This window comes from Saccharopolyspora sp. NPDC047091 (genome assembly GCF_040643635.1).
Lineage (GTDB): Bacteria > Actinomycetota > Actinomycetes > Mycobacteriales > Pseudonocardiaceae > Saccharopolyspora_C.
In genome coordinates this window covers 11649-29235 of sequence record NZ_JBEYUS010000075.1, presented here as the reverse complement: position 1 = coordinate 29235, position 17587 = coordinate 11649, and the positions used below count along the sequence as shown (strand labels likewise).

The window sequence follows — 17587 nt, the reverse complement described above, 5'->3', positions numbered from 1 at the left end:
GGCCGGGTGGGCCGGCCCGCGGCGGGATCAGCCGCCGTTGCCCTGGAGCTGCTCGAACCGGCCGACGGCGCTTTCGAGCCGCTGGAGCGCGCCGCCGAGGTTGCCGAGGTCGCCGGACTGCTGCGCGGTCCGCACCTGTTCGAGCGCGCCCTGGATGTCGTTGACGGCGCTGCGGAGTTCGGGCGTGGCCTGCTGACCGGGCGCCGGCGGCTGCTGACCGGGTTGCTGGGTCGGCGGCTGCTGAGCTTGGCCGTCGCCGGTGGCGTCGCCCGCGCCGGCGCCGAAGACCTGTTCCAGCGCCTTGGGCAGGGTTTCGGCGAAGCCGACGTTGCCGCCGAAGGAGACGAGGACGCGGGCGAGCTGCGGGTAGGAGTCCTGCTCGTTGCGCTGGATGTAGATCGGTTCGACGTAGAGCAGTCCGCCCTTGACGGGCAGGGTCAGCAGGTTGCCGAAGATCGCGTTGACGTTGGGGTTGTTGAACAGGGTCCGGTTCTCGGTGACTTCGGGGGTGGACTCCATCTGGTTCTGCACCTGGTTGGGCCCGGGGGTCTGGGTGTTGGTGGGCAGGCGCAGGACGGTGAGCTTCCCGTAGTCGCGGGGGTCGGAGGAGGCGGAGACCCAGGCGGCGAGGTTCTGCCGCCGCAGCGCGGTCAGGGCGCTGGTGAGCTGGAAGGTGGGGTTCTCCTGGCCTTCGACCTGGGCGAGCACGTAGTAGGGCGGCTGCTGGTTGCCTTCGTCGGCGGCGCCGCCTTGGCCTCCGCTGGTGGGGTCCGGGGGCACTTCCCAGAAGGTCTGCGTGGAGTAGAAGTCGGCGGGGTCGTCGACGTGGTACTCGGTGAGCAGGGAGCGCTGCACCTTGAACAGGTCTTCGGGGTAGCGGAAGTGCTCGCGCAGCTGCGGGGTGATCTCGGAGCTGGGCTTGACGACGCCGGGGAACACGCCTTCCCAGGCCTTGAGGACGGGGTCCGGCTTGGTGTCGTCGGTTTCGTAGAGCTCGACGTTGCCGTCGTAGGCGTCGACGGTGGCCTTCACCGAGTTGCGGATGTAGTTGATCTGCTGGTTGGGCTGCCGCTGGACGCCGCGGAGGGTGTCGTTGGTGGCCTCGCCGAACTCGGTGACCTCGGCGTACGGGTAGTTGTTGAGCGTGGTGTAGCCGTCGACGATCCACTTGATGCGGCCGTCGACGACGGCGGGGTACGGGTCGCCGTCGACCTTGAGCCAGGGCGCGACCTTCTGGACGCGCTCCCGCGGGTTCCGCTCGTAGATGATCTTCGAGTTGTCCCCGATGGCCTGGTTGAACAGGATGTTCCGGTCGGTGTAGTGCGCGGCGAACACGAGCCGGTTGAACCAGTTGCCGATGGGCACGCCGCCCTTGCCGGTGTAGGTGTAGGCGCTGCTGTCGGTGTCGTACTCGCGGGGCGCGTCGCCGGGGTTGCCGCCGACGATGGCGTAAGTGGAGACGAGTTCGCCGAAGTAGGACCGCGGCTGGTCCACGGGGATCTCACCGCGGCCGTTGTTGGCGACGTCGCTGACGGAGAACACCGGATAGCCGCCCTGGGTGCGGCCGTCTTCGAGGGTGGAGTCGACGCGGTCCGCGGGTGCGCTGACGAACCCGTTGCCGTGCGTGTAGACCATGTGCTGGTTGATCCACGATTGCTGGTTCGCGGCGAGCCCGGCGGTGTTGATCTCGCGGAGGGCGACCAGGTAGTCCTGCAGTTCCCCCTTGCCGTCCCGGTACCGGTCGACGTCGAGCTTGTCGGGGAAGCCGTAGAAGTTGTACTGCTGGGTGAGCTGGGTGAACGTCGCGGACAGGACGCTGGGGTCGAGCAGCCGGATGTTCGGGATGGTCCCCGCGTCGTCGGCGACCTGTTCGGGCCGGAGGTTGGTGACCCCCGGGTAGTCGTGCACCTCGACCTTGTCCTCGCCGATGTCGAAGGCCTGCCGGGTGGCGGCGATGTTGCGGCGGATGGACTCGGCTTCGCGCTGGTTGGCGTTGGGGCGCACGGAGAACTGCTCGAGCAGCGCGGGCCCGACGGCGCCGACGAGCACGCTGGAGAGCACCAGCAGCACGGTGGCGAGCGCGGGGATGCGCAGGTCGCGCAGGACCACGGCGGCGAAGAACGCGAGGGCGCAGAACACCGCGATGCACAGCAGGATCAGCTTGGCCGGCATCACGGCGTTCAGGTCGGTGTAGGTGGCACCGGTGAACAGCGGGTTCCGCTGGGACAGCAGCAGGTCGTACCGGTCGAAGAAGTAGTCGACGGCCTTGAGCAGCACGAACAGCCCGGCGAGCACGGCGAGCTGCACGCGGGTGGGCGCGGACAGCTGCCCGGCGCGACCGGCGAGCCGCACACCGCCGAAGATGTAGTGCGTGACGAGCGCGCCGATGAAGGCGACGGTGATCGCGACGAACGCCCAGGACAGCAGCCAGCGGTAGAACGGCAGCTGGAAGGTGTAGAAGCTGATGTCGTGGCCGAATTCGGGGTCGGTCTGCCCGAACGGCACGCTGTGCAGGAACAGCTGGAGGGTCTGCCAGTCGGCTTGCGCGGCGAGGCCGCCGAGGACGGCGACGGCGGCGGGGATGCCGAGCGCGAACGCCGCGGGCCGGGCGCTGATCAGGGTGCGGTACCGGGCGAGCGGGTCGTCGGGTCCGCTGATCGGCACGAACACGGGCCTGGTGCGGTAGGCGATCCACAGGTTCAGCAGCAGCACGGCGCCGAGGAACAGCGCGGCTCCGACGCCGAGGCCGATCCGGGTGAGCAGCTGGGTGGTGAACACCCCTTGGTAGCCGACTTCTCCGTACCAGAGCCAATCGACGTAGGCCCCGACCAAGCTGGACCAGATGATCAGGCCGGCGAGCACGACCACGCCGATGATCAGCAGGATCCGGCTCCGCCGGGACAGTTTCGGCATTACAGGCCGCATGGCCACAGCGCACACTCCAGGCGACGATCGACGGGCCGGGGACGACTCCCCTCGCGATGTTCAACTCTACGATGTCGTCGAGGGTTCCCCCGATCGCACTCGAATTCCGGCGAATCCGACATCCCCGCCGCTGGTCATGACGGCACCGGACGATCTCGGCGGCCCGGCGGCGGTCGGGCGCGGGACCGCCGGGTGCGGGGTGCGACGATGAGCGGCATGTCAGCCGCTCATGGTGAGGACCTCGCCGCCGCCCTGCCCGGCGCCGCCCGCGAGGTCGAAGAGTTCGTGGCCGCCGCGGGTTGGGATCAGCCCACCCAGATCTTCGCGCTGGTGCCGACCAAGGAGCTGCTGGCCGCCCAGCCGTCGCTGGCCGCCGAGCTGGACGCGGACTCGGCGATGACCCCGATCGCCCAGGAGTCGCTGCCCGCGGAGGACTTGGCGGAGGCGCTGGCCCGCATCGAGTGGCCCGAGCTGGTCGCCGGGTGCGCGCTGGTGCAGGAGATCGTGGTGCTGCCGCCGGAGGCGGAGTCCGCGCTGCCCACCGATGACGACGAGGAGGCGCGCCGCGCGGCGGCCGAGCACCCGGACCGGCAGGAGGCTCGGCTGGTGGCGGCGGTGCTGCGGGGCGGGCACGAGACCTGCGTGCTGCGGCTGCGGGAGAGCGGCGGCGACGGCGAGCTGGTGCAGGACCCGTCGCTGGCGCCGAACCTCCTGCGCGCGCTGCACGAGACCTTCACCGCGGCGTAGCGGTTCCCGGTGCGGACCGCCCTGCGCCGGGCGGTTCGCAGGGATCAGCGCATCGGCGGCCGGCCGATCGAGGACCCGGCCGACCGACGGCCCTGCCGACCGACGGCTCGCACGACCGACGACGCGGCCGATCAGGGCCGACCGATCAACGTCCGGGCCCGACCGACGCCGACATCCGGCCCGGCCGACGGCCCGGCCCGATCAGACCCGACCGATCAGTCCCGTCCCGATCAACCTCCCGGCCCGGCCCGATCAGGCCCGGCCGATCAACATCCCAGCCCGATCAACGCACCAGCCCGCCCGGCGGCCCGCCCGACCGGCGTCGCGGCCGATCGACGGCTCGCCGGATCATCGGGCGACCGCTCGACGGCCGACTCCGATCAGCAGCTGGGCGGCATCCCGCCATCGCGCATGGTGTCCAACGCCTTCGTCGCCTCGTCGAGGGTGCCGACGCGCACCAGCTGCAACCCGTCCGGCGCCTGCGACTTCGCCTCGGAGCAGTTCCCGGCGGGCACCAGGAACGTGGTCGCCCCGGCCTCCCGCGCCATGGTCATCTTGAACGGGATGCCGCCGATCGGGCCGACGTTGCCGACCGCGTCGATCTCGCCGGTGCCCGCGATGAACTTGCCGCCGTTGAGCTCGCCGGGCGTCAGCTTGTCCACGATCGCCAGCGAGAACATCAGCCCGGCGGAGGGGCCGCCGACGTCGGCGAGGCTGATCTTGATGTCGAACGGCACGTCCGGGCGGCCCACCGCGCCCACGCCGAGGAAGCCCTGCGGCCGGCCGTCGGAGCTCGCGCCCAGCGTGACCGGCACGGTGCGCTGCGGTTCGTCGCCGTGCCGGAACGTCAGCCCGACCTGCTCCCCCGGCTTGCTGGCCGCGATCGCGGCCTGCAGCGAGGGCGGGTCGGTGATCGGCTTCCCGTCGACGGCGATCAGCTGGTCGCCGGGTTCGAGCACCGCGTCGGCGGGGCTGCCGTTGACGACCGTGCCCGCCAGCACCTTCGTCGGGTAGCCCAGGTGGTGCAGCGCCGCGGTCTCCGCGTCGGTCTGCGAGTCGTTGAACGCCTGGGTGTTCTCCTGCTCGATCTGCTGCTCGGTCTTCTCCGGCGGGTAGTAGACCTCGCGCGGCGCGAGGGCGTACCGGCCGGAGACCCACAGCCCCAGCGCACCCAGCATCGACAGGTGGTCGGTCACCGACACGGTGGTCATGTTCAGGTGCCCGGCGGTCGGGTAGGTCCGCTGGCCGTCGATCCGGATGACCGGCGTGCCCGCCTCTTCGCCCAGGGTGTTGTAGGTCGGTCCCGGACCGAGCGCCACGAACGGCACCGGGGCGAACGCCCCGAGCAGTCCGAAAGCGGCCACCAGGATGACGCTGGTCAGTAACGTCCAGGTTCGACGGCTCACGAGGCGACAGGGTACGTGCCCGGCTCCGGCGCGATCTCCGGGCGGGTGATCGCCGAACGCACCCGCACGCTGCGACATCGCCGCCGCGGCGGGTCGCCGAGCGACTTATCCGGTTCGGCACGATCCGCGTACGGTGGAGGCATGAGTGACATGCCGTTCGGGTTCAGCCCGCAGGATCCCGACGACGACCGCGACAAGGGGGAGTCGTCGGAAGGGCGCTCCGGTGGCGCCGGTGGTTCCGGTCAGGACTCCGGGCAGGGGTTCGGCTTCGGCGGCGCGCTACCCGGCGGCGGCATGGGCGGCATGCCCGGCGGGATGAACTTCGACATGGGCCAGCTGGGCCAGATGTTCTCCCAGCTGGGCCAAGTGCTGAGCCACTCGGGCGGCGGCGGTTCCGGGCCGGTCAACTACGACCTGGCCAAGCAGCTCGCGGTGCAGCAGCTGCACTCGAACGAGCGCACCGAGCGGCCCAGCCAGCAGGAGGTGAAGGGCGCGCAGGACGCGGTCCACCTCGCGGAGCTGTGGCTCGACCCGACGACGGCGCTGCCCGCGGGCGCGCGCACCACGAAGGTCTGGTCGTCGGTGGACTGGGTGGAGCAGACCCTGCCGACCTGGCAGCGGCTGTGCGATCCGGTGGCGCAGCGGATGTCCACCGCCTGGATGGAGGCGCTGCCCGCGGAGGCCAAGCAGGCCGCCGGGCCGCTGCTCTCCATGCTCAGCCAGATGGGCGGGCTGGGCTTCGGCTCGCAGCTGGGCAACAGCCTCGCGCAGCTCGGCGGCGAAGTGCTGACCTCCTCGGACGTGGGCCTGCCGCTGGCGCCGGAGGGCACCGCGGCGCTGCTGCCCGCGAACGTGGCCCGGTTCGCGGAGGGCGTGGACCGGCCGCTGGACGAGGTGACCCTGTTCCTCGCGGCGCGGGAGGCGGCGCACCACCGGCTGTTCAGCCACGTGCCGTGGCTGCGGCAGCGGCTGCTGGCGACCGTCGAGGAGTTCGCGCGCGGCATCCAGGTCGACACGTCCTCGCTGGAGGACCTGGCGAGCAAGATCGACCCGACGGACCCGAGCTCGATGCAGGAGCTGATGGGCTCCAACCTCCTCGAGCCGAAGACCACGCCGGAGCAGGAAGCCGCGCTGACCAGGCTGGAGACGCTGCTCGCCCTGGTCGAGGGCTGGGTCGACGTGGTCGTCTCGGACGCACTCGGCGAACGGCTGCCCGGGGCGGGCGCGCTGAGCGAGACCATCCGCAGGCGCCGTGCGAGCGGCGGCCCGGCGGAGCAGACTTTCGCGACGCTGATCGGCCTGGAGCTGCGGCCCCGCCGGCTGCGCGACGCGGCGAACTTGTGGCGGCTGATGACCGAGCGGCACGGCCTGGACAGCCGCGACCGGGTGTGGGACCACCCCGATCTGCTGCCGGACGCCGCGGACCTGGACGAGCCGCTGGACTTCGCGGACCGCTGGGGCGGCTCCTCCGACCTGGACGACCCGATCGCGGCGATCAAGCGCGCCGAGGAGGCCGAGCAGGCCGCAGCCGCCGGTGAGCAGGACTCGAAGGGCGACCGGGACTCCGAGGACGACCGGGGCTCGAAGGACGACGAGGACGGTCCCGACTCGAAGTGACCCGACGCGACGGCGCCCCGGAAGTGTGATCTTCCGGGGCGCCGTTCCGCGTTCGGGGCCGCGCTCAGCCCTCCGGCTCACCGTCCATGGTGAGGCCGAGGTTCGCGGCCGCGGAGAGCCCTTCGAGGTAGCCGACGGCGCGTTCGGTCTTCGGGTACCGGTTGACCCACTTCCAGAAGTCGTCGCCGTGCCCCGGCACCAGCAGGTGCGCGAGTTCGTGCACCAGCACGTAGTCCAGCACCCAGCTCGGCACGTCCCGGAGCCGCTCGCTGATCCGGATGTGCCTGGTGCTGGGGGTGCAGGACGCCCAGCGGGTGCGCATCGGCGGCACCCAGCGGATCGAGCGCGGTTCGGCGCGGCCGTCGAGGTACTGCTCGGACAGTTCCCGGCTGCGTTCGGCGAGGGCGGCGTCGGAGTCGCGCGCCGGTGATCGGCGGCGGGTCTCGCTGCGCTGCAGGCGGCTGAGCATCTCCGCCACCCACTTCTTCTCCTCGGCTCTGCTCATCCGAGCCGGAAGCAGCACGACGACCTTGTCGCCGTCCCGGTACGCGCTGACCGTCTGGCGCCGTCGTTTGCTGCGACGCACCTCGACCTGCGGTTCTGCCACGAGACCTGACCTTAGCGAGTGGCACCGACGTACGGACATCGCAGTGCGGTTTTCCACATGCCTACTGCGCGTGATCACCTAACGAATTACTCCATTCCCCCTAACATGCGATCAGCTGAATGCAGTGATATCGATACGGCCACCTGTACGGTTCCTCCAGCGCGGTCCGGCCGGGCACGCGCCGTAGCGATCACAACACCAAGGAGGACGCCGTGGCCGACACCTACAACGGCTACTGCGTGAAATGCCGCGAGAAGCGCGACTTCGACGGCGAGATCACGGAGACCAACGGCCGACGGATGGCCAAGGGCACCTGCCCCGTGTGCGGGACCCGCATGACCCGCATCCTCGGCAAGGCCTGAGGATCGGTGGTGGAACCCGTGCGGCCCGGTCCTACCGGACGCCCGCCGCACGTGGGACCACGCCCCGCTCGCGTCGCGACGGGCGCGCGCCGGGGTGGGCCACGACCGAAGCGGGGCTCGGGCGCCCCACAACCGGTCGGTGAACCACTACGATGTGCTCCGGCCCCGGAATCCGAACCCCTTTCGGTGCCGGGGTGGTTCTCCTGCGCGCGGCAAAGGAGCCCTCGTGACCGACATTCCCCGCCGGGCGGCGCACCGCACCGCCAAACTGGCCAGCCTTCCGCTGGGCGTCGCGGGGCGGATGGCCGCCGGGTGGGGCAAGCGCCTCAGCGGCCACTCCGCCGACGAGATCAACGCGGAACTCTCGGCGCGCACGGCCGAGCAGCTGTTCGCGGTGCTGGGACAGCTCAAGGGCGGCGCCATGAAGTTCGGCCAAGCGCTGAGCGTGTTCGAGGCCGCGGTGCCCGACGAGATGGCCGAGCCCTACCGCGAGGCGCTGACGAAGCTCCAGTCCGCCGCTCCCCCGATGTCCGGGACCAGCGTGCGGCGGGTGCTGGAGCAGCAACTGGGGCGGACCTGGCGGGACCGCTTCGCTGAATTCGACGACGTCCCGGCCGCCGCGGCCAGCATCGGGCAGGTGCACCGCGCGGTGTGGCACGACGGCCGGGACGTCGCCGTCAAGATCCAATACCCGGGCGCGGGCGAGGCGCTGCGCTCGGACCTGCGCCAGCTGAGCCGGTTCTCCCGGCTGTTCCAGTCGCTCGCCCCCGGCGCCGAGGTGAAGCCGCTGCTGGCGGAGCTGCAGGACCGGATGGTCGAGGAGCTCGACTACCGCACCGAGGCCGACAACCAGCGCACCTTCGCCACCGCCTTCGACGGCGACGCGAACGTGCTGATCCCGAAGGTGGTGGCCAGCGCCCCGCAGGTGATGGTCTCCGAGTGGATCACCGGCACCCCGTTCTCCGCGGTCATCGCCGACGGCGAGCGGGAGCAGCGGGACCGGGCCGGGCGGCTGCTGGCCGAGTTCCACTTCTCCTCGCCCGAGCGGTCCGGATTGCTGCACGCCGACCCGCACCCGGGGAACTTCCTGCTCGCACCGGACGGCAGGCTGATCGTGCTGGACTTCGGCGCGGTCGCGCGGCTGCCCGAGGGCCTGCCCGCCGAGATGGGGCGGATGCTGCGGCTCGCGGCGCAGGGCCGCGCGGAGGAGCTGCTGGAGGTGCTGCGCGCCGACCGCTTCGTGCAGACCGGCAGCGAGCTGCGCGCCGAGGACGTGCTCGCCTACCTGGGACCGTTCACCGACCCGGTGCGCGAGGAGCGGTTCCACTTCACCCGGTCCTGGCTGCAGCGGCAGGCCGAGCGGGTCGGCGACCTGCGCAGCCCGGACTTCCGGACCGGGCGGGGGTTGAACCTACCGCCGGACTACCTGCTGATCCACCGGGTGACGCTGGGCGCGACGGGCATCCTGTGCCAGCTGGACGCCGAGTTCGAGGCCCGCGAGATCATCGAGCGCTGGCAGCCCGGCTTCGCCGATCCCGAACCCGCCGCGGACTGAGCGCCGGCCGCAGACCGAGTTCCAGTCCCGGACCGGACGCCGGCCCCGGGCTGAGCGCCGGCCCCGATCGGGATCACGGGCGCAGCGTGCCCACGTGGATCGTCTGCGCCAGCAGGTAGTGCACGTCGTCGCGGTTCCCCGCGTAGTGCGGCCCGTCCGGATCGAGCAGGGCGTCGACCGCGTCGAGGTCGGCCTGCGCGACCCGCCCCTCCGCGCCGCGGCGCAGCCATTCCAGCCTGCGCAGCACCGCGGTCATCGCCGCCCCGGACACGGGGGCCGGCCGGTCCACCAGCTGCGTCCAGGTGAGCACGCCGTCCAAGCCCGCGTCGGCCATGGCCTGCGCCCAGCCGACCTTCAGCCGCGTGGCGCCGGGCATCTGCTCGCGCATCTCGCGGAACCAGTCGGCGCGGGCGGCCGCCAGCCGCGACTCCAGGCCGGGTTCGCCGACGCCGACGTCCCACGGCAGCACCCGCGGTTCCAGGCCCGATTCGACCAGGGCGAGCCGCCCGCCCGGGCGCACCAGCTTGACCAGCCGCCGCAGCCCCGCGAGCTGGTCCGGCAGGTGGTGCACCACGAACGAGGCGAACACCAGGTCGGCCTGGCCGACCGCGGACAGGTCACCGCGGGCCACGTCGGCCTGCACGGACAGCACCCGCACGTCCGGGCCTGCGGTGGCTGCGGTGTTGCGCGCCGCCTCCGCCAGCAGCTCCGGGGCGGAATCGACCAGGATCACCGTGCCGCCGGTGTCCCACATGGCGTCCGCGAACGCGGTCGCGGCACCACCCGCACCAGAGCCGACGTCGATCACCGTGCGGTCCTGCGGGCGGAGCAGGTCGCGCACCAGATCGGCGGTCTCCGGCCCGGCCAGCTCGTCGCCCTCGCGCAGCCGCGCGATCTTGGCGTCCCAGTCGATTCCGTCGTGCGAGTGAGCCACGATCGTGCACTCTACGGCTCGCCGGTGACCCCCTCCGCGCGGTCCGCGCGCCGCTGCGCGTAGTGCGCCAACCGGCGCCACCAGCGCCCGGCGGTGGCCTGGCGGGCCAACCGGTGCCGGTGCGCCTCGATCATCAAGTCGTGATGTCGAATCCGGGTCAGATCTTCGGGCATGAGCATTCGTCCGGTGTCCTTCGCGTGGGGTTCGAGCAGGTCGTTCAGGTGGTCTCGGGTGGGGTGGCTCATGCCGCGTTCTCCTCGGATCGGGGGCCGCGTGCGGCCGGTTCGACGGGGGCCGGGTTCTTGCGGGGGCGGCCGCGGGAGCGCTTGCGGGCGACGACCGCGCCGCGTTCGAAGATCTCGCCGCCCCAGACGCCCCACGGTTCGCCGCGGGACAGCGCGCCTTCCAGGCAGCGCTGCTTCAGCGGGCAGTGCCCGCACAGGGTCTTGGCCCGTTCCAGGTCGCCGGGGCTCTCGGCGAACCACAGGTCCGGGTCCTGCCGACAGGGCACCCCCTCGCCCTGGTCGGTGACCTCGTCCAGCAGCGCGCCGACCGCGCCGCCACCTCCGGCGTCATCAGCTCTTCGCTCGGGTGCTACCCGGACGCTGGTGGTCAACATCTCTCCTCCTGACCGTTCTGGGCAGTGCACGTGCCCGGACCGACGGTGGGGATCTCCCCAGGAACACATTCGAAATGGCGCAGATTCGCGAAGTGGAGACACGAAAGAGGCCGCGAACCCGGTTGCGGGGTTCGCGGCCTCGGAAGAAGTGCCTGGAGCGCGTCCTAGATCAGCGGATCAAGGATCGAGCTCCGCGCGAACCGGCGCGGTGCGGCCATCAGCCGGGCGGCCGCCGTCCGTGGGACGCGGCGTGGCGATGGCGCGGTCGAAACCGGGCAGGGTCGTAGTACGACCGCGGAACAGCGCGATACCCCCGGACATGAGGAGGCCAGGGGTACCGAGCTTCTGAATGCCGGTCATCGCTGCCACCTCCCCTCCGGATCGCGCCGGGTTCCGAACACCTCGGCTTGTGCTGTGCAGACTATGAGGCGCGGGAAGCGCGCCGCAACCGATTTTCCGAGATTCCGCCGAAGGCGGAGAAACTCCTGTTCAACGGCTAGTTGCGGTCGTGCTCGCGCTGGACGAGCGAGAGCACGTCGTCGCCGAACTTGCGGATCTTGCTCGCGCCGATCCCGGAGATCGCCACCAGCGCCGCCTCGTCGGACGGGCGCTGCTCGGCGATGGCGGTGAGCGTGGCATCGGTGAACACCACGTAGGCGGGGACCTTCAGCTGCCGCGCCCGGTCGCTGCGCCACGCGCGCAACCGGTCCAGCAGGCCCTCGTCCACGTCCGACGGGCAGGTCGAGCAGCGGCCCAGCTTGATGTCCATCGTGCTCACCAGCACCGACTCGCAGGTGCGGCAGCGCGGGGTGGCCTGCTTGCGGGCCGGGCCCGGCTCCGGGGTCCTGGTCTTCACCGGCATCGCGGCCGGGTGGCGTTCCGGGATGACGCCGTACAGGAACCGGCTGCGGCGGCGGTAGCGGCGCCCGTCGGCGGCCCTGGCCAGCGCCCAGGACAGGTGCAGGTGCTCGCGCGCGCGGGTGACGCCGACGTAGAGCAGCCTGCGCTCCTCCTCGACGCCCGCCTCGTCCTCGGCGTGCTGGATGGGCAGGGTGCCCTCGGCGAGCCCGACGAGGAACACCGCGTCCCACTCCAGGCCCTTCGCGGAGTGCAGCGAGGCCAGCGTGACGCCCTCCACCGTCGGCGGGTGCTGCGATTCGGCGCGCTGCTCCAGTTCCCCGACGTAGCGGGCCAGGTCGGCTTCGGGGTGGACGGCGGCGAGCTCCTCGGCGAGTTCGACGAGCGCGATCAGCGACTCCCAGCGCTCCCGCGCCGAGCCGCCCACCGGCGGTTCCTCGGTGAGCCCCACGTCGGCAAGCAGGGCCCGCACCGAACCGGGCAGGTCCTCGCCGGGCTCCTCGCCGCGGCCGGCGGCGCCGCGCAGCGCCACCACGGCCTGGCGCACCTCGGTGCGGTTGAAGAAGCGTTCGCCGCCGCGCACCTGGTACGGGATCTCGGCGTCGGACAGCGCCTTCTCGTACACCTCGGACTGGGCGTTCACCCGGAACAGGACCGCGATCTCGGACAGCGGCACGCCCCGACCGGCCAGCGCGGCGATCTTGCGGGCGATGGCCTCGGCCTCGGCCGGTTCGTGGTCGTACTCGGCGAAGTCCGGTTCCGGGCCGTCCGGGCGCTGCCCGATGAGCTTGAGCCGGGTGCCCGCGGGCCGGTCGCGGGCGGCGCCGATGACCTTGTTGGCCAGCGCCACGACCTGCGGGGTGGAGCGGTAGTCGCGCTCCAGCCGGACCACGGTCGCGTCCGGGAAGCGCTTCGGGAAGCCGACCAGCCACTTCGGGGCGGCCCCGGCGAACGAGTAGATCGTCTGGTTCGCGTCGCCGACCACGGTCAGGTCGTCGCGGTTGCCGAGCCACGCGTCGAGCACCCGCTGCTGCAGCGGGTTGACGTCCTGGTACTCGTCGACGACGAAGGAGCGGTAGCGGCCGCGGAACTCCTCGGCGACCTCCGGGTGCTCTTCGAGGATGGCGACGGTGTGCAGCAGCAGGTCGTCGAAGTCGAGCATCCGCGCGTCGTTCTTGAGCTGCTCGTAGGTGGCGAACACCTTCGCGAGCTGCTGCGGCACGACCGGCACGTCGCGGCCCGCGCGGGCGGCGGCGGTCGCGTACTGGTCGGGCGAGACCAGGCAGGACTTGGACCACTCGATCTCACCGGCGAGGTCGCGCACCGACTCCTTCTCGGTGGACACCCCCACCCGGTTCGCGGCCTGCACGACCAGCCGGAACTTGTTGTCGACCAGCGGCCACACCTGGGTGTCGTGCACCCGCGGCCAGAAGTAGCGCAGCTGCCGGAACGCGGCGGCGTGGAAGGTCTGCGCCTGCACCCCGGCCGCGCCGAGCGAGCGCAGCCGGGTCCGCATCTCACCCGCGGCGCGGGCGGTGAACGTCACGGCCAGCACCTGCTGGGGGACGACGAGGCCGAGCTGCACCAGGTGCGCGATGCGGTGCGTGATGGTGCGGGTCTTGCCGGTCCCGGCACCGGCCAGCACGCAGACCGGGCCGCGTGGTGCGGTGACCGCCGCCCGCTGCTCCGGATCGAGCCCTTCCAGCAGTCGCGGTTGATCGGCCATGTCGGGCATCCTCGCAGAACCGCCCCGCCCGGCGGCGGCAACCCCACCGCGCGCGTCGAGGCGCCCGCCCCGCCACGGCGCGCTCGGGACCTCCCCGAACGGGTGGTTGACCTGGAACGGAGGCCGTGCGGCGATGTCGTTCACCGACGAGGAGATCGAGTACCTGCTGGCGCACCCGTTGGGGCGGCTGGCGACGGTGGCCGCCGACGGCACGCCCGACGTGGTGCCGGTGGCCGTGGAGTTCGACGGAGGCGCGCTGTGGGTGGGCGGCGGCGGGACCGTCACCCGCACCCGCAAGTTCCGCAACGTCGCGGCGGGCGGCTCGGCGGTGGCGCTCGTCGTCGACGACCTGCCGTCGCTGGACCCGTTCGTCGCGCGCGGCATCCGGATCTACGGGCGCGCCGAGCAGCCGTTCGAGCGGGTCGGGATGGTCGGCCCCGGCACGTTCCTGCGCATCACGCCGACGACGTCGTGGAGCTGGAACCTGGCGGGCGAGCCGGTCGGCGAGGACTGGTACGAGGTGCGGCGCAGCACGCACGGCACCTGACGCGGGCCGAATCCCGGTAGTGCCCCGCCGCGTGCTCGGCGTCGAGCGCGGGCGGGGCACCGCCGGACGTCAGCGCGGGCCTACGCCCAGAACGCCCAGCCCTTCAGCATCCGGTGCGCGATGGACACGCTCGGCGGCAGCCGCAGGCCGGGGATGATGCCGTCCTCGGTGCGCATCGCGGCCTGCACGTCGGCGCGGGACACCCAGCGGGCCTCCTCGATCTCGCCGTCCGCGGGCCGCAGCGGCTCGGTCGGGTCGGCGATCGCGGCGAAGCCCAGCATCAGCGAGCGGGGGAACGGCCACGGCTGGCTGCCGAGGTAGCGCACCTCGGTGGCCAGCACCCCGACCTCCTCCTGGACCTCGCGCTGCACGCAGGCCTCCAGGGATTCGCCGACCTCGACGAACCCGGCCAGCACCGAGAACCGCTCCGGCGGCCACACCGGCTGCCGCGCCAGCAGCACCTGGTCGGCGCCGTCGTGGACCAGGCAGATCACGGCCGGGTCGGTGCGCGGGTACTCCTCGCGGTCGCAGCCGGAGCAGCGGCGCGCCCAGCCGACCTTGACCCGGTTCGTGGCCGCGCCGCACACCGCGCAGTAGCGGGAGTGGTCGTGCCAGTTCAGCAGCCCGACGGCGGTGGTGAGCAGGCCCGCATCGGTGTCGTCGAGCTGCGCGCCCGCGATCCGCAGGTCCTGCCAGCCCTCCTGCGCCCCGTCGCGTTCGGTGCGCAGCGCCCAGTAGGTCGTGCCGTCCTGCGCGCCGAGCAGCAGCGCGCGCGGCGTGGGCTGCTCGCCGAACATCGCGGCGTCCTCGTAGACGAGCCGCCCGTCCGGGCCGATGTGGGTGCGCCCCTTGCCGTCGACCAGCAGCACCTTGCCGGTGGTCCACTGCTCGGCGGTCGGCCCGTCCCGCAGCGGCTCCGATCGGTCCACTGTGGACCTGGACAGCAGCGGGGCCGAGTCCAGCCGGAATCCGGCGCCGTCGGCGACCGCGCACGCCTCGGTCACGGCAGCACCACCCCGCCCAGGGCCCGCAGCTGGTCGCCGATCTTCGCCGCGTCGCCGACCACGACGCCGGTGAACGCGGTCGGGGCGTACAGCTGCGCGGCCTCCGCGACCTGTTCCGCGGTGACCTCCCGCAGCCGGTCCGGGTGCGCGCTCAGCCAGCGGTGGTCCAGCCCGCAGGCGGCCAGCGTGGAGAGCATCGAGGCCAGCCCGGACTGGGAGGACGTCGAGGTCAGCAGGCCGCCGATCGCGTACTGCCGGGCCGACTCGACCTCGGCCGCGGTCGGCGGGACCAGCGCGAGGCGGCCGAACTCGTAGCGCATCTCCAGCAGCGCGGCCGCGGTGACCTCGCTGGCGGTGTCGGCGTCCACCAGGATCGTGCCGTTGCCGCGGGTGAACTCGAACGACGAGTGCGCGCCGTAGGTGTAGCCCTTGTCCTCGCGGATGTTCTCCACCAGCCGCGACGAGAAGTAGCCGCCGAAGCTGAGGTTCGCGATCTGCAGCGCCGGGTAGCGCTCGTCGGTGCGGTGCAGGCCCTGCGCGGACATCCGCAGCTGCGACTGCACCGCGCCGTCCCGGTGCACCAGCCGCACGTCGCCGCCCAGCAGCTGCGGCAGCGCGGGGAGCTCCGCGGCGGCGCCCGCCGCGTCCCACGGCGCCAGGATGCGGGTCACCTCGTCGACCACGGTGTCCGCGTCGATGTCGCCGACCAGCACCAGGGTGGAGCCGCGGGGCAGCACCGCGCGGGCGTGCAGCTCGCGCACGTCCTCCGGGCCGACCTGGCCCACGTCGGCGGCCTGCGGCACCTCGCGGACGAACGGGTGGTCGCCGTAGCGGTGCCGCTGCAACTCCTCGCGCGCGATGACGCGCGGCTGCGAACGGGCCACCGCGAGCCGCTCCACCAGGCGGTCCCGCTCCCCCGCGACCTCGTCGGCCGCGTAGGCGGCGCCGGTCAGCGCGTCGCCCAGCACCTCCAGCAGCGTGCCCAGCCCGCTGGACAGGGCGCTGCCGACGAAGCTGAGCCGCTCCGGGTCGACCACGGCGTGCAGTTCACCGCCGACGGCCGCCAGATCGGTGTCCACCTGCACCCGGTCCCGGGCGGCGGTGCCGGTCAGCACCGTCTCGGCGAGCACCTCGGCGCGCGCCGGGTGCATCGGGTCCTCGCCCGCGAACGGGATGCGCAGCCGCGCCTCGACCATCGGCACCACCCCGTGCCGGGCGGCGATCAGCCGCAGCCCGTTCGGCAGCTCGGTGTCGACCACGTCGGGGGTGCGCAGCGCGCGCGGCTCGCCCAGCGGCGGCAGCGGGCGCGGGCCCGCCTCGGTGCGGCCGATCTCCTCGGCGCTGCGGTGGGTGGCCTGGGTCATGCCGCACCTCCTGCGGAGTTCGAGTCGGGCTGCACGCGCAGGGTGGCGCGGGAGTCCGGGGTGAGGGCCTTCGCGGCGGCGGCGACCTGGTCGGCACCGACCTCGGCGATGCGCCGCGGCAGCTCCGAGATCAGCTCGGCGCGGCCGTGGATCAGCTCGGCGCTGCCCAGGTCGAGGGTGCGGGAGATGACCCGGTCGTGTTCGCGGTGCAGCGAGGCGGCCCAGCGGGACGTGACCCGGGACAGCTCCTCCGCGGTCGGGCCGCTCGCGGCGATCGACTCCAGCTCGGAGTCCACCGCGGCCACGACCCGCTCCGCGTCGACCTCCGGCGTGTGGATCGCGGTGAGGGTGAACGTGTCCGGGTCGCGGGCGTCCAGCGGCGCGCCCATCAGGCCGCAGCCCGCGTGCACGTCCACCACCAGCGGTTCCCGGTACACCATGCGCTGCTGCAGCCGGGACGCGTCGCCGTCGGTGAGCACCGCGGCCAGCACGATGTTCGCCAGGTACTGGTCCAGCTCGCCGACCGGGTCGGGCAGCCGGTGGCCCAGCGCGACCGCGGGCAGCGGCGCGTGCGGGTCGGTGTGCACGCCGGTGAGCTGCTCGGTCGGGAACGGTTCGGCGAACGACGGGCGCGACCGCACCTCGCGGGCCGGGACGTCGCCGAAGTGCCGGTGCACCAGTTCCGTCGCGTGGTCCACGTCGAAGTCACCGGCGATGGTGAGCACCGCGTTCGCCGGCGCGTAGAAGGTGTCGAAGAACGCGGCGCAGTCGTCGACCGTCGCCTGCTCCAGGTCGGTGAAGTCGCCGTACCCGTTGTGGGCGTTGGCGAAGGTGGAGTACAGCACCGGCGGCAGCAGGATCCACGGGAACCCGCCGTAGGGGCGGTTGAGGACGTTGAGCCGGATCTCCTCCTTCACCACGTCGACCTGGTTGCGCAGGTTCTCCTCGGTGAGCTTCGGCGCCCGCATCCGGTCGGCTTCCAGGAACAGCGCCCGCTCCAGCGCCGCCGACGGCAGCACCTGGAAGTAGTCGGTGTAGTCCTGGTGCGTCGAACCGTTGAACGTGCCGCCGGAGCCTTGCACGTGGCGGAAGTGCGCCAGTTTCTCCAGGCTCTCGCTGCCCTGGAACATGAGGTGCTCGAACAGGTGCGCGAAGCCGGTGCGGCCTTCCGGTTCGGAGCGGAAGCCCACGTCATAGTGCACGCTGACGCCCACGACGGGGGCTTGACCGGAGGCGCCCTGCGCCGAGTCCGGCGCGAGCACCACGCGTAGCCCGTTCGGCAGGGTGACGCGATGCAGTGGGGGTTCGACCATGCC

At 72.4% G+C, this 17587-nt stretch carries 16 protein-coding genes; 5 read left to right on the top strand and 11 right to left on the bottom strand.

The annotated features are described in order from the left end of the window. Positions 1 to 27: 27 nt before the first annotated feature. Positions 28 to 2913 carry a UPF0182 family protein gene (locus ABZ805_RS24845; RefSeq protein WP_358444849.1) on the bottom strand — a complete coding sequence of 962 codons (2886 nt, stop codon included), beginning with the start codon at positions 2911 to 2913 and terminating at the stop codon, positions 28 to 30. 228 nt (positions 2914 to 3141) lie between these two features. Between ABZ805_RS24845 and ABZ805_RS24840 the strand changes: the two genes are divergently transcribed. Beyond that, positions 3142 to 3672: a PPA1309 family protein gene (locus ABZ805_RS24840; protein WP_358444846.1), complete on the top strand. Its 531-nt coding sequence runs from the start codon at positions 3142 to 3144 to the stop codon at positions 3670 to 3672. A gap of 380 nt (positions 3673 to 4052) precedes the next feature. On the opposite strand, the gene ABZ805_RS24835 is transcribed toward ABZ805_RS24840, so the two are convergent. After that, positions 4053 to 5078: a PDZ domain-containing protein gene (locus tag ABZ805_RS24835; RefSeq protein WP_358444843.1), complete on the bottom strand. Its 1026-nt coding sequence runs from the start codon at positions 5076 to 5078 to the stop codon at positions 4053 to 4055. 141 nt (positions 5079 to 5219) lie between these two features. Between ABZ805_RS24835 and ABZ805_RS24830 the strand changes: the two genes are divergently transcribed. Continuing rightward, positions 5220 to 6695, top strand: coding sequence for a zinc-dependent metalloprotease (locus ABZ805_RS24830; protein ID WP_358444840.1), 1476 nt, complete (start codon positions 5220 to 5222; stop codon positions 6693 to 6695). Between the two features lie 64 nt (positions 6696 to 6759). On the opposite strand, the gene ABZ805_RS24825 is transcribed toward ABZ805_RS24830, so the two are convergent. Continuing rightward, entirely contained in the window at positions 6760 to 7302 is a 543-nt protein-coding gene (locus ABZ805_RS24825) for a M48 family metallopeptidase (RefSeq protein ID WP_358444838.1), read from the bottom strand. 212 nt (positions 7303 to 7514) lie between these two features. Here ABZ805_RS24825 and ABZ805_RS24820 point away from each other — a divergent pair, with 212 nt between their 5' ends. Further along, entirely contained in the window at positions 7515 to 7664 is a 150-nt protein-coding gene (locus ABZ805_RS24820) for a DUF5679 domain-containing protein (protein ID WP_358444835.1), read from the top strand. 226 nt (positions 7665 to 7890) lie between these two features. Continuing rightward, entirely contained in the window at positions 7891 to 9219 is a 1329-nt protein-coding gene (locus ABZ805_RS24815) for an AarF/ABC1/UbiB kinase family protein (RefSeq protein ID WP_358444833.1), read from the top strand. Positions 9220 to 9292: 73 nt separating this feature from the next. Here the strand turns inward: ABZ805_RS24815 and ABZ805_RS24810 are convergent, their stop codons facing one another. The 5 genes from ABZ805_RS24810 to ABZ805_RS24790 form a co-directional block, all read right to left on the bottom strand. Then, positions 9293 to 10153, bottom strand: a complete 861-nt coding sequence (locus ABZ805_RS24810; protein WP_358444830.1) for a class I SAM-dependent methyltransferase — start codon at positions 10151 to 10153, stop codon at positions 9293 to 9295. 11 nt (positions 10154 to 10164) lie between these two features. Beyond that, the gene (locus tag ABZ805_RS24805) at positions 10165 to 10398 is read right to left on the bottom strand and encodes a hypothetical protein (protein WP_358444827.1); all 234 of its coding nucleotides are present in this window, start codon (positions 10396 to 10398) and stop codon (positions 10165 to 10167) included. Next, the gene (locus tag ABZ805_RS24800; protein ID WP_358444824.1) at positions 10395 to 10772 is read right to left on the bottom strand and encodes a WhiB family transcriptional regulator; all 378 of its coding nucleotides are present in this window, start codon (positions 10770 to 10772) and stop codon (positions 10395 to 10397) included. The genes ABZ805_RS24805 and ABZ805_RS24800 overlap by 4 nt, the downstream gene beginning before the upstream one ends. Before the next feature lie 177 nt (positions 10773 to 10949). Continuing rightward, positions 10950 to 11132 carry a hypothetical protein gene (locus ABZ805_RS24795; RefSeq protein ID WP_358444821.1) on the bottom strand — a complete coding sequence of 61 codons (183 nt, stop codon included), beginning with the start codon at positions 11130 to 11132 and terminating at the stop codon, positions 10950 to 10952. A gap of 136 nt (positions 11133 to 11268) precedes the next feature. Beyond that, the gene (locus ABZ805_RS24790; protein ID WP_358444818.1) at positions 11269 to 13356 is read right to left on the bottom strand and encodes an ATP-dependent DNA helicase UvrD2; all 2088 of its coding nucleotides are present in this window, start codon (positions 13354 to 13356) and stop codon (positions 11269 to 11271) included. A gap of 133 nt (positions 13357 to 13489) precedes the next feature. Here ABZ805_RS24790 and ABZ805_RS24785 point away from each other — a divergent pair, with 133 nt between their 5' ends. Beyond that, a complete protein-coding gene (locus ABZ805_RS24785; RefSeq protein ID WP_358444815.1) occupies positions 13490 to 13903 on the top strand; it encodes a PPOX class F420-dependent oxidoreductase in 414 nt (137 codons plus the stop codon). Positions 13904 to 13983: 80 nt separating this feature from the next. On the opposite strand, the gene nudC is transcribed toward ABZ805_RS24785, so the two are convergent. The 3 genes from nudC to ABZ805_RS24770 are packed head-to-tail and all read right to left on the bottom strand — an operon-like array spanning position 13984 to position 17584. Beyond that, on the bottom strand, positions 13984 to 14907 hold the full coding sequence (gene nudC / locus ABZ805_RS24780) for an NAD(+) diphosphatase (protein WP_358444812.1): 924 nt from the start codon (positions 14905 to 14907) through the stop codon (positions 13984 to 13986). Further along, complete coding sequence (locus tag ABZ805_RS24775; RefSeq protein WP_358444810.1) at positions 14904 to 16271, bottom strand: pitrilysin family protein; 1368 nt, start codon at positions 16269 to 16271, stop codon at positions 14904 to 14906. Before ABZ805_RS24775 ends, nudC begins: the two co-directional genes overlap by 4 nt. Continuing rightward, positions 16268 to 17584: a pitrilysin family protein gene (locus tag ABZ805_RS24770; protein WP_358444807.1), complete on the bottom strand. Its 1317-nt coding sequence runs from the start codon at positions 17582 to 17584 to the stop codon at positions 16268 to 16270. Before ABZ805_RS24770 ends, ABZ805_RS24775 begins: the two co-directional genes overlap by 4 nt. Between the last annotated feature and the right edge of the window lie 3 nt (positions 17585 to 17587).